General features: G+C 39.0%; 10 protein-coding genes. All 10 read left to right on the forward strand.

Annotation, left to right across the window (positions count from 1 at the left end; translation table 11 throughout):
• Positions 1 to 76: 76 nt before the first annotated feature.
• The 10 genes from G622_RS0114805 (at position 77) to G622_RS0114850 (ending at position 12,928) form a co-directional block, all read left to right on the forward strand.
• A complete protein-coding gene (locus G622_RS0114805) occupies positions 77 to 2,260 on the forward strand; it encodes an alpha-galactosidase (RefSeq protein WP_026511346.1) in 2,184 nt (727 codons plus the stop codon).
• A 68-nt stretch (positions 2,261 to 2,328) separates the two neighbouring features.
• Positions 2,329 to 3,036 (forward strand): histidine phosphatase family protein, encoded by a 708-nt coding sequence (locus G622_RS0114810; protein WP_026511347.1) that lies wholly within the window; start codon positions 2,329 to 2,331, stop codon positions 3,034 to 3,036.
• 164 nt (positions 3,037 to 3,200) lie between these two features.
• Positions 3,201 to 4,631 (forward strand): extracellular solute-binding protein, encoded by a 1,431-nt coding sequence (locus G622_RS0114815; protein ID WP_026511348.1) that lies wholly within the window; start codon positions 3,201 to 3,203, stop codon positions 4,629 to 4,631.
• 110 nt (positions 4,632 to 4,741) lie between these two features.
• Positions 4,742 to 5,668, forward strand: coding sequence for a carbohydrate ABC transporter permease (locus tag G622_RS0114820; protein ID WP_049945890.1), 927 nt, complete (start codon positions 4,742 to 4,744; stop codon positions 5,666 to 5,668).
• A 1-nt stretch (position 5,669) separates the two neighbouring features.
• The gene (locus G622_RS0114825) at positions 5,670 to 6,497 is read left to right on the forward strand and encodes a carbohydrate ABC transporter permease (RefSeq protein WP_026511350.1); all 828 of its coding nucleotides are present in this window, start codon (positions 5,670 to 5,672) and stop codon (positions 6,495 to 6,497) included.
• 225 nt (positions 6,498 to 6,722) lie between these two features.
• On the forward strand, positions 6,723 to 8,300 hold the full coding sequence (locus tag G622_RS0114830) for an extracellular solute-binding protein (RefSeq protein ID WP_026511351.1): 1,578 nt from the start codon (positions 6,723 to 6,725) through the stop codon (positions 8,298 to 8,300).
• Between the two features lie 24 nt (positions 8,301 to 8,324).
• On the forward strand, positions 8,325 to 9,974 hold the full coding sequence (locus G622_RS0114835) for a sensor histidine kinase (protein WP_026511352.1): 1,650 nt from the start codon (positions 8,325 to 8,327) through the stop codon (positions 9,972 to 9,974).
• The gene (locus tag G622_RS0114840) at positions 9,974 to 11,434 is read left to right on the forward strand and encodes a response regulator transcription factor (RefSeq protein ID WP_026511353.1); all 1,461 of its coding nucleotides are present in this window, start codon (positions 9,974 to 9,976) and stop codon (positions 11,432 to 11,434) included. Before G622_RS0114835 ends, G622_RS0114840 begins: the two co-directional genes overlap by 1 nt.
• Before the next feature lie 164 nt (positions 11,435 to 11,598).
• Positions 11,599 to 11,886, forward strand: coding sequence for a hypothetical protein (locus G622_RS0114845; protein ID WP_026511354.1), 288 nt, complete (start codon positions 11,599 to 11,601; stop codon positions 11,884 to 11,886).
• Between the two features lie 49 nt (positions 11,887 to 11,935).
• The gene (locus G622_RS0114850) at positions 11,936 to 12,928 is read left to right on the forward strand and encodes a DMT family transporter (protein WP_026511355.1); all 993 of its coding nucleotides are present in this window, start codon (positions 11,936 to 11,938) and stop codon (positions 12,926 to 12,928) included.
• Positions 12,929 to 12,931: the final 3 nt, after the last annotated feature.

A 12,931-nucleotide genomic window follows, 5' to 3' on the forward strand; every position in this document is an offset into this window, starting at 1 on the left:
GGCAGTGCCGGGTGTACTGGCAACAGACCGGTCTGAGTCGGATAAAAACGATATTTATAGATGAGGAGAGAGGGTTATGAATATTACTTATTTAAAAGACAGTAGAAGCATAAAGATCGATACCGCAAATACAAGCTATGTTATATGTATTGTGGATGAAGAAGGCTTTATCGGGCATGCATATTATGGGGCAAAGCTATTTGATGATGACCTGTCCTATCTGATGCGAATCAATGAAAATCCTATGGTGCCATCAGTTAACGGCCGTGACAGAAGCGCATTTTTAGATACTTTTCCTACTGAGTTTTCCGGGAATAATGTAGGAGATTTCAGGGAAAGCTCTATAGATATAGAAGACAAAAACGGAACTCACGGAGTTCAGCTTCTTTATAAAAATCACAGAATTATAAAGGGCAAGTCCAAAATCGAAGGGCTTCCCGCGACATTTGCAGATGACGAGGATGCCATGACTCTTGAAATAGAGGTAGAAGATACTAATATCGGACTTCAGGGCATTCTTTCGTATAGTATTTTCAAGGATTCTGATGCCATTACCAGAAGTATAAAGATAAAAAATGTATCAGAGAATTCTTTATATTTGGATAAGCTTATGTCCATGTGCCTTGATATGGATGATGAAGATTACAGGATGCTGGTTCTTCATGGATCATGGGCAAGGGAACGAAATATTGAGTATAGAAAAATAGGCTATGGCAAGCAAAGCTGCGGCTCAGTAAGGGGAGAGTCCTCCCATCAGGAGCATCCGTTTATAGCTCTTGTTTCAGATGGTATTACCCAGTCAAAAGGGGAGGCTTACGGTTTCAATTTTGTTTATTCCGGGAATTTCCTGGCACAGGTGGAGAAAAATCAGTTTGATTCACTTCGGGTTGTAATGGGAATTCATCCGGATAATTTCAGATTTAAGCTTGAACCAGGTGATGAATTCTTCTCACCGGAAGTAGTGATGGTATATTCAGATAAAGGACTTGGACAGATGACCAGGACTTATCATGACCTTTACCGTAATCACCTTATAAGAAGTCCTTATCTTAGAAAACCTCGTCCTGTTTTGATAAATAACTGGGAAGCTACCTATTTTGATTTTGATAATGAAAAGCTGCTTGATATAGCGCGTACAGCTAAAAAATGCGGAATAGAGATGCTGGTCATGGATGATGGTTGGTTCGGCTATAGAAATGATGATAACTCATCCCTTGGAGATTGGCAGGTAAATGAAAATAAGCTTAAGGGCGGTCTGAAAAAACTGGTAGACGATGTAAATGCCATAGGTCTTAAGTTCGGCATATGGTTTGAGCCTGAGATGATATCTCCGGATTCAGAGCTGTACCGTGCACATCCTGACTGGGCGATTGCTATACCTGACAGGACTCCCTGCAGAAGCCGAAATCAGTATGTTCTTGATCTGACAAGACCTGAGGTTAGAGATTATGCCTACAACTGCGTAGCTTCTATATTAAAATCTGCCAACATCGAATATGTAAAATGGGATATGAACAGGCAGCTCACAGATATATGCAGTTCATGTCTGGATGCGGACAGACAGGGCGAGCTTATGCACAGATATGTTCTTGGAATGTATGAGATGCAGGAGAGACTTATCACAGATTTCCCTGATCTGCTTTTGGAAAACTGCTCAGGCGGCGGTGCCAGATTTGATCCCGGAATGCTGTACTATAGCCCGCAGTTATGGTGTTCTGATGATACGGATGCAATCGAACGTCTGACAATTCAGGAAGGCACAGCGCTGATTTATCCTCTGTCAACCATGGGAGCACATGTGTCTGTTTGCCCTAATCATACAGTTGGGAGAGTGACACCATTTGAGACGAGAGGAAATGTTGCACTTGCAGGTACATTTGGCTATGAGCTTGACGTTACAAAGCTTTCTGATGAGGACAAAGCTGCCATTCCAAACCAGATTGATACATATCATAAATATAGCGAGCTTATACGAAACGGGGATTATTACAGACTTGCTTCCTATAGAGAGAATCATTTCTATGACTGTTATGAGGTTGTAAGCAAAGATAAATCTGAGGCACTGATCACTTTTGTACAGGTGCTTAATCAGGCCAACAGTCATAGCCGCAGGATTAAGATTGAAGGGCTGGATGATGAGAGGGTGTACAGAATAGAGGGGACAGATAAAACGTTCCGTGGAAGTACCTTAAAGCATGCAGGACTTCTTATAGAAAGACCCTGGGGAGATTTTCAGTCAAAACTTATTCATCTTATCTGATGGCAGGAGCAGTATGGCTCATAAATTCAGAATGATGTGGAACAATTAAAGATAAGGACCGGTAAATAATGAGATTAATATTTGTAAGACATGGAGAACCTGATTATCAAAATGATTGCCTGACAGAGAATGGGAAAAAGCAGGCAGAAAGTGCAGCAAAGAGATTAAGTGATGAACAGATAAAAACTATATATTCCTCACCAATGGGACGGGCAAAGGAGACTGCATCGTATACAGCAAAGGATCACAATCTTGATATAAATGTGCTTGAATTTATGCATGAAATAGATTGGGGAGATAATAGGGAAAAGGTATCAGAAAAGGATAAAATCCCATATGATGGACATCCCTGGACGCTGGCATATAGGGTCTTAACAGATTCACCCGAAAATGATGACAATGACAAGTGGTCTGAACATCCATTTTTCAAAAATAATATTTGTATGGAATATTATGAAATGATATCCCGTGAGTTTGATGCATTGCTTGAAAAATATGGACTTGTAAGAACGGGCAATATCTATAAATGCGTAGAGGAAAATGATGACACCATTGCACTTTTTGCACATGGGGGATCTGGTGCTATCATGTTTTCACATATATTGTCGCTACCATTTCCTTTTGTTTTAACTACCATGCCGTATGGAGTATGTTCTGTTTCAATTGTTGAGTTTTCAGCTGAAAGAGGTAAGCCAGTTATTCCAAGGCTGGAGCTTTTCAATGATATGGGACATATAGAGTCATTCAAGGAAGAAAAGCTACATTTTGAAAAATAACAGAATGTTCCGGGAAGAAATGAAAAAGATCTTTAGTTCCAAAATTTTTCATACTAAAAAAATGACACCTTTTTAAAATTTGGATAATTTAATACAAAAAACCACCCTCCTATAATATGAAGCACAGGCAACGAAGAACTTTATATTTAAGGAGGGTTTTCTTTATGAAAATGAAAAAGTTATTGAGCCTTACACTTGTAGGTGTAATGGCAGCATCTATGATTGGATGCGGAAGTTCCGGTGCTTCTACTTCTGAGACAAAGACTTCTGATCAGACTACAAGCGGCAGTGAGTCTTCATCTGAAGAGAAAGCAGAAGGCAGCGAAACTGTTGCATCAAATGGAGAAAAACTTGTTGTGTGGACACTTGCTTCTGACTTACAGCAGTTCGCAGATAAGTATACAGAAGAAACAGGTAACGAAGTAGAGACAGTGGTTATAGAGCCTGCAGACTATCCTACAAAAGTACAGACTGCTCTTATGGGTGGGGAGACAGAACCTGATATTATCGTTGGTGAACCTCAGATGCTTCAGGATTTCTACGACAATGGATTTTTTGCTGATCTTGATGAACTTGGAGCAAAGGATTACGAAGGACAGATTGTAGATTATGTCTGGAAGGTAGGACAGGATGCCGATGGTGTACAGAGAGCTATTTCCTATCAGATCACACCTGCAGGTATCTATTATAGAAGAGACATCGCTTCTGAAGTATTCGGAACAGATGATCCGGAAGAAATCGGCAAGCTTTTTGCAGACTATAGCACAATCCTTGATACTGCAAAGACACTTAAGGATGCAGGTTACAGAATCTTTGCTTCTGATTCAGAGATCAACTATTTCTCAGGCGACAGTGCATGGGTTGTAGATGGAGCACTCAACGTATCAGATGCAAGATTTGATTATATGGATCTTGTAATTGACCTTTATCAGAATGATCTTACAGCTTATGCAAACCAGTGGTCAACTCCCTGGTATCAGGCTATGAGCGGCGAAGTTCCGATCCTTACAGCTGAGATTCAGAACTATGAAGATGATTCGGTAAATGTATGGGATGCAGAAGCTTTCGAAGAGGCAACAGCTGACCTTGAAAAGACAACAGTATTCGCATTTGGTCTTCCTTCATGGGGTGTTCTTACAATGAGAGACAATGTAGGCGAGACATCAGGTAAATGGGGCGTATGCTCAGGTCCTGCATATGGCTTCGGTGGTGGTACTTATATCGGTATCTCATCACTTTCAGAGAGAAAAGATCTTGCATGGGATTTCATAAAGTTCTGCACACTTAATGAAGATACAGCTGACTGGTGGATTGAGAAATCAGAAGGTGACACAGTATCACTTATCTCTGCACTTGATAAGCACAAGGACGACGAAAATTCAATTTATGGTGGTGAAAAGCTCTATAGCTTCTGGCTTAAGCAGGCTGAAGGTATTGATTATTCAAAGGTTACAAAGTACGACAAGGTAATCGGCGATGCATGGGGAGCAGCAATTGGTTCCATTAAGACAGGCCAGGCAGAAAAGGAAGAGGCACTTGGAACTTTCTATGACACTATTGAATCAACATATCCTGAAATTACAGTAACAAGATAACATATTTTTTCTTCCTAATCAGAGAGAAATTGTCTTAATAGGCTCTTTCTCTCTGAATTTAACAGAGCACTTATCGTAATTTCATAAAAGCAATGCGAAATCGAGGTATTATGAAAACTATAAAAAGAAACAGTAAATTAACTGCATATAATAACTGGGGATATGCGTTTGTGGCTCCATTTGTAATAGTTTTCCTCATTTTCAGTGTGTATCCTGTACTGCGAACTCTCTATCTTAGCTTCACGGATCTTAAGGTAATGGGAGATGCGCATTTTATCGGTTTAGCCAACTATATAAGAGTAGTTACGGATAAATTTTTCTGGAAAGCTTTATGGAATACAGTTCGTATATGGACTGTTAATATCGTTCTTCAGTTGGGATTAGCATTCCTGTTAATGATGGTATTTAGTGATATTAAGTATAAAATGGCAGGACTGCCGGTATTCAGAGTGTTATACTACCTGCCCAATCTTATAGCAGCTACATCTGTAGCTTTCCTTTTTAAGACACTTCTTGACTGGAGATTTGGTACTTTCAATATCCTGCTCAATTCTGTTTTCAAAGCGTTCGGTGCACGTTATTCACCGATAGACTGGCTTGGCACAAATGCTACAGCAGGTCACACAATAGCCGTTATTCAGTCCTGGATGTGGTTTGGTAATTCATTTATCATGCTGATGGCAGGTGTTCAGGGTATTTCAAAGGATTACTTTGAAGCAGCAGCCATTGACGGAGCAGGAAGATGGACAATATTTGGCAAGATAACTCTTCCTCTTATAAAGCCGATCATGATGTACGTTGCGATCACATCTCTTATCGGAGGACTTCAGATGTTCGATCTGCCATTTCTTATGTCAGAAACTGCATCTGCATCATATGGTTCTGTTCAGACAGTTATGATGTACCTTTATAAATTTGGATTTACTTCTGGTACAGTACAGACAGGTTATGCATCTGCAATTGCATATGTTTTGTTCCTTATTATTCTGTCGGTATCAGTTTTACAGATAAGACTATTTAATAGAAAGGAGAAATGAGATGGGCTCTAAAATTAAAAAGGGTATTCTTTATGTATTACTTATAATACTTGCAGTAGCATGTCTACTTCCTTTCGTTCTGATGATAGTCAACTCAACAAGAAGCGGTGCTGAGATTTCCAGTTCATTTACATTTATACCGGGTACACATTTAAAGGAGAACTGGGACATACTGTTCGGATACTTCAATCTGTTCAGAGGTATGCTTAACAGTGTAATCGTGGCAGTGCCTGCAACTTTGCTTGGTGCATACTTTTCAGCTATTACTGCATATGGACTTGCTATGTATAAGTTTAAGGGTAACAAGGTGATATTCGGAGCAATCCTTACATTTATGATGATTCCCGGACAGCTTTCACTTATAGGTTTTTATCAGCTGTGTACTAAACTTCATCTGGTAAATTCATATATACCCCTTATCGTTCCTGCTATTGCAGCGCCCGGAACAGTATTTTTCTTAAGACAGTACATACTTTCAGCACTTCCTCCTTCACTTGTTGAGGCTGCGAGAATTGACGGAGCACCTGAACTTTACACATTTCACAGAATAGCTCTGCCTATTATATCTCCCGCAATGGCAACAATGGGAATTATGGGATTTATTGGAAACTGGAACAGTTATCTTTTACCCATGATCATTTTGAATAAAAATGATAAATTCACACTTCCTGTTATGATGGCAACACTTCGTGCATCAATAGATGCAGCTAAAAACCAGGGTGCAACCTATCTGGCTGTAAGTATTTCAGTTATTCCTATTCTTTTGGTATTCTGCTTCTTTTCAAGGTACATTATCAGCAGTATTTCAGCAGGTGCTGTAAAGGAATAAAAAACATATCTACTGTTGTGAATCCGACACAATAATTCAGATAATCCGGAAACTCTTGGATTTAACAGGGTTCCGGATTTTTCTGTAATTTCTTTAAACCGATAAGGAAAAATCGTTCGAAATCCTGGTACTCCATATAGAAGATGTAGGTAATCTGTACTATTATGTTAAAAAGAATTGATTCACGCACAATCATTTGTATTCCTGAAAGGATAAAGTTCAAAAATGAAACATAGATTAGTACAAATTTCAGCCGCATTATTACTGTCATCCATGATGCTTTCGGGATGTTCTGAGTCTAATGTAATTCCGGAAAAAACTGATGATACTATCACAATGGACTGGTATGTGAATTACTCATGGTTCGTGACAGACTGGGGCGAAAATATGGTTTCAAAAGAGATCACTGATCAAACAGGTGTAGATGTGAATTTCATAACACCTATCGGAAACGAAACCAACAAATTAAATACGCTTATAGATTCCAACACCCTTCCTGATATTGTGACTGTCGGATGGTGGGAGCCTCAGATTAAGGAAATGATAGATAGCGGACTTGTGTATTCACTTAATGAACTGGCTGATAAGTACGATCCGTCTTTTTATGATGTCACGAGCAGTAAGGTTCGTGACTGGTACACATTAAGCGACGGCAATATATATGGCTATCCTAATTCCAGTTATACGCCGGAGGATGTTTTAAATAATGACAATATCGCGCCAAACCCGACTTTTCTTGTGAGAAAGGATATTTATGAAGCTATTGGAAGTCCGGATATGAGTACACCGGAGAATTTCTATAATGCAGTGGTTAAGGCAAAAGAGATGTTTCCCGAGGTTGACGGCAAGCCTTTAATTCCTGTCGGAGGCCATGAGTTCAACTCGGATGGATGTGTATCCTTTGATCAGTATCTTCAGTGTTTTCTGGCTGTTCCATATGAAAAAGACGGTAAAAAGTATGACAGATATACCGATCCTGAATATTTAACATGGCTCAGGATGTTCAGAAAACTCACAAGTGAAGGGTATATTCCGGATGATGTTTTTGTGGATCAAAGGACACAGACAAGTGAAAAGATAGAGGAGGGCAGATATTTTTGCATGCTGTATCAGAGGACGGATATGGCAGATCAGGAAAAGATTCTCTATGACAAAAATCCTGACAAAATCTACATAGCTGTGGATGGCCCCAGAAACAGTAAAGGTGATGATCCTGTTTTACCGGTAAACGGAATAGCCGGATGGACTCTTACATTTATATCAAAGAACTGCAAAGATCCGGAGCGTGCAATAAAACTTATGGACTATCTTATGAGTGAAAAGGGGCAGAAACTAACATATCTTGGAATAGAAGGTAAAACCTATGACATGATTCAGGGGAAACCGGTCTTAAAGCCGGAAGTAAAAGAGCTTCTGTCATCAGACAGAGAAGCCTACAACGCGCTCTATGGTGCCGATAATACCTACTGGATGCTGCAGAATAATGTAATGCAGCTGAAATGGCAGACTGAGCTAGATGAACCATTAAAGCAGATGTCTGAATGGGCATGCCAATATGCCGCTTATGTAGGGCAATACGAGGTGTATATAAACGAAGATTCAAAACTTGGAAGAATATATGCATCCACAAGAAGTTTATGGGGTAAAACACTTCCTATGCTGTTGCTTGCAAGGTCAGATATAGAATTCGACAATGTGCTTAAAGACTACCTTGAACAGAGGCAGAAGCTTGGGTATGACAAACTGGTGGAAGAAGAAACGAGGCAGATTAAGCTCAACAAAGAGAAGCTTGGGATTGAATAAACAATAGAAAGTCATTATTACCTTATGAAGATAAAAAAATATCTTATAAAATTTGTGAATCTATTCAGGATTAATAGCAAATTCACTTTCATAATACTTGCGCTTACATTTGTACCGATTGCGATTTTTTCCGGGGTGCTTTTCTATAATCTTGAACACGATGCCATAAAGGAAAGTCACAACTACATGGAATCAAAGATTCTAAGGGATCTTGGACGAATAGAGACCAATATTGAATCTATAAATATGTCCACAAGATTTTTCCTTTCAGATGAGGGACTTGTAAGTATCCTTACAGATTCCTACAACGATGTGGACGTAGATACCAGATCCATTTTGGAATTCTATAATTCAGAGATTGCTGATCTGGAGAGGCTTGTAAATAATAATCCGCTTTTATACTCTGTCCGCGTATTCTCTGTCACCGATAATGTGCAGGAGATGATGCCCATTTTATATAGTAATTCAAGAATGCATAAGCTGGAGTGGGCTGGCTCAAAGGATCCTACCGGCTGGCATTTCGGATATTATGACACGATATTCTCATCCCTTATATCAGACCAGAAAAATGAGCTGGCTTCACTTGTGACTAAGGTTGAAGGATATAACAAGGAAGCCATCGGATACGTTGAGGCTGTCATGACAATGGAATCCATGTTTCCTGGAATTTATGAGGATATAGAGGGTGAATGGAGTTTTTTTACCGACTATGAAGGAAATGTTATCTTTGGCAAAACAAATGAAGATGAACAAAAAATAGTAAATGCATTCAAGACACCTCTTGAGGATAACAAAAGTCAGATTGTCTATTATAAGAAAGGCGGAAAATACGTAACAATTGGAAGATATCCGGTAAAAGCCATGAATGGTGTTGTGTATTCTGTTCAGGATATAACAGACAATATTGTGGCTGTGTACAGACGGCGCAACATGTTTGTATTCATTATGACGATTGTGCTGCTGTTAACTGCCGTGCTCATAGACCGTATGGTCCGCAATTTTCAAAAACAGGTTCTTGAAAAAAATTCCGAGATAAGATTTTTACAGAATCAGATAAATGCTCACTTTATCTATAACATCCTTGAAGCAATCAAGATGATGGCTGAAATTGATGAAAAATATGAGATATCAGATGCCATAACATCCCTTGGAAAACTTATGAGATACAGCATAAAGTCCGCTTTGGGAAATGTGAGGCTAAGTGAGGAGCTGGAGTACATTAAAAACTATGTTCTTTTGATAAATCTCAGATATGATTTCGAAGTAATCTTATCCTTCAATATTCCCGAGGAACTTATGGATCAGGAGATTCTTAAGATGTCTCTGCAGCCTATAGTTGAGAATGCTGTATTGCATGGAATAGAGCCGGTTGCTGAAGACACGACAGTTTATATCAAGGCATGGGAAGAGGATAACAATTTTAAAATTGAAATAACTGATTCCGGCAGAGGAATGGATAAAAATACGCTTGATAATCTGATGCGTCATATTCACGGCGAAATAGAAGAGACCGGAGGAAGCGGAAACGGAATCGGACTTAAAAATGTGGAAGACAGAATAAAGTTGTTCTATGGAGATGAATACGGACTCAGTGTATATTCAGAATCCTTCAAATTCACTAAGGTTTCAATGGTTCTTCCAAGAAAATCATCAAACAGAAAGAGTATTACATAATGGAGACATTACTTATTGTAGAAGATGAAAAAATGATCAGACAGGGCATAAAAGCGATGGTTCAGAGAAGTGGTGTGCCTGTTGATACTATAATTGACTGCTCAAACGGAATAGATGCACTGAATCTTCTGGCGGAAAGACATATCGATGTAATGCTTACTGACATAAGAATGCAGAAGATGGACGGAATAGAACTGGTAAGACGTGTCAATGAAATGGAGGATAAACCTCTCATTGTAGCGATAAGCGGTTATGATGATTTCACCTATGCAGTTGAAATGTTAAGAAACGGAGTAAAAGAATATCTGTTAAAACCTGTCGAGAGAGAAAAAATCGCAGAAGTTCTTAAGAAATTAAATGAAGAACTGGAACAGATGAAATATGAAGATATCACTGAAAAAGAGCTTGGGATACGTCATATAAGAGAATTGATCGATAATAAAGCCATGGATGAATCCATGAGAAATATTATCATCAGTAAATGTGAGCCTATTTTCTTTGATGATGAGTATAGGATATGCATTTGTAACAGCGAGCCGGACACAGAACAATATGAAGGCATGGTGCTGTCTCCGGATGAAAATGGCTGTGTGATCATACTAAAGGACAAATATGTTAATGATTTTATTGAAAACGAAATGTATGAGAAATGTGTAGGGATAGGTGGACTACATAAGGGACTGATAGAACTTAGGGATGCCTATAAAGAAGCAATTTCCATGCGAAAATTATCCTTTATCAGTGACAAAACCTGCATCTATGGCAAGGATGAATGGAGTGCTGTTAACGATAATCTCAAGGAAAAAAGCAGAGAATTATTATCTGATACCGAGCGAACCAAAAGACTTCAGATCATAGGAACAGATAAGACTGATGATGCCATAGATAAATGGAAAAAAATCTTCAAGGCTTTTAAAGACCGCCAGCTCGATGCAGACGAATTTTCAAATGAAATAGGGGAAAGTATATCTCAGATACCTGATATCTATAGAGAGTACATTACTGACAATGACGCAGTTATGGTAGAAAAGCTTAAAACGCTCAATGATTTTGAGAATTTAACCGACTATCAGACCTGTTTTATGGAGTGGTTACTGGACCTTAGTACACGGCTTGGCAATAGGCCTGATGACACCAATATCAGACAGAAAATACTACTTGCACAGGATTATGTAAAAGAGAATTACAGAAGCGATCTGAACATGGCAGTAGTTTCAAATTATGTCTCAATGAATTACTCACTGTTTTCATATTCCTTTAAGCAGTATACAGGCAGTAATTTTGTAAATTATCTGAAGGAAATCCGCATAGATAAAGCCAAAGAACTGCTTGCCCGCACCGATTACAAGATATTGGAGATAAGCCGGATGGTAGGATATGAGAATGAAAAACATTTTATGAAGACATTTAAAGCCATGTGCGGAGTTTCTCCGGGAGAATACAGAAAAAATATGGCCTGAATTATTTATTCACAATTTAATTGAATAAGCTGGTACAATGCTAGTTATGAATTCAAAAAAGACATGCAATAAAAGAACTGCTATCCATCTATGAAAAATATGAAAAGGCAGGTGCAAAACTCAATATCATAGCGGCTTCAACCACCGGATATGGAGAGTCGCTTTTGTCAAAGGTCAGAGATCCTGTAATTCATCACACCTTTGATACAGGTGAAGGAATTCTGATACCTGCAGAGATTGAGAAACATATCACAGGTATTTATAATATAACTGATGGAGATTTTATGCTGGAAGTTAATGCATTAAAGGACAAATTCTGTATATGCTTCCAGTTGCTTGACAAAAACAGAAAGCCATTGGAACTGTTTTTGGATGTACTAAAGGGGGAAGGTGTCGAATACAAAGTATCTGACATAAAAACCAGGTTCATGCCCAGGATTAAATTCCCCTGATCGTACAGGAAAATATTAGAAAAACGAAATTGAGGCTATTAATTTAATTATGAATCAAAAGGACAAATTCTATACACTTTCACACACGTTAATGCTGCTGGTTGCATCATTTTTCTGGGGGACGACCTTTGTAGCCCAAAGTCTTGGAGCAGAATACGTTGGTGCCGGAACTTATCTGGCTCTGAGAACGTATATAGGAATTGTCTTTTTGCTTCCATTCGTATTATACAGGGACAGAGAAGAATACAAACGATTCGCCGAAGAATATGCAGGTAACGCTACACTGGGTAAAAAAAACAGTGATATGCAGATAATACATCATAGTGCACATTCTCTGGCAATACAGAAAAAGCGACGTCTGGAGATAGATGCCTTTATTAAGGGCGGTGTACTTGCGGGATTATTTATATTTTTAGCTAGTTTTGCCCAGCAATACGGCATAGCTTATACATCTGTAGCAAAAGCAGGCTTTCTTACCACGCTCTATGTGGTGTTTGTGCCTGTTATTTCGGTTGCATTTGGGCGCAGATTTGACAACAAGTTATGGATATGTATCGCCTTGTCTGTAGTGGGAATGTATCTGTTATGCATGAAGGGCAGCTTCTATTTGGAAAAAGGAGATGCCCTTATGGTTCTTTCTGCCCTGGGTTTCTCAATTCAGATACTTGCAGTTTCAAGGTATTCCAGGAAAATCGATCCCGTTAAGCTGACGCTGGCTCAATTCATAGTTGAAGCTTTTCTTGCAACAATAGTAATGTTTGCGATGGAAAAACCGGATATAAGTTCTGTCCAAAGTGCTTTACCTGCAATTCTGTACGCAGGAGTTTTTAGCAGCGGTATAGCTTACACACTTCAGTCTTTGGGCCAAAAGAACTTAAATCCGGCAATTGCTTCCATCGCTATGTGCCTTGAAAGCGTATTTAGTACGCTTTCAGGCTGGATAGTGCTTGGACAGAAACTATCGCTCCGCGAAGCGGCAGGATGTATGTTAATGTTTGGTGCGATAGTCTTGTCTCAGTTTATGGGTAATAATGAAACTTGATTG

Origin of the sequence: Butyrivibrio sp. LC3010 (genome assembly GCF_000424385.1) — a bacterium.
In the GTDB taxonomy this organism is placed as follows: Bacteria; Bacillota; Clostridia; order Lachnospirales; family Lachnospiraceae; genus Butyrivibrio.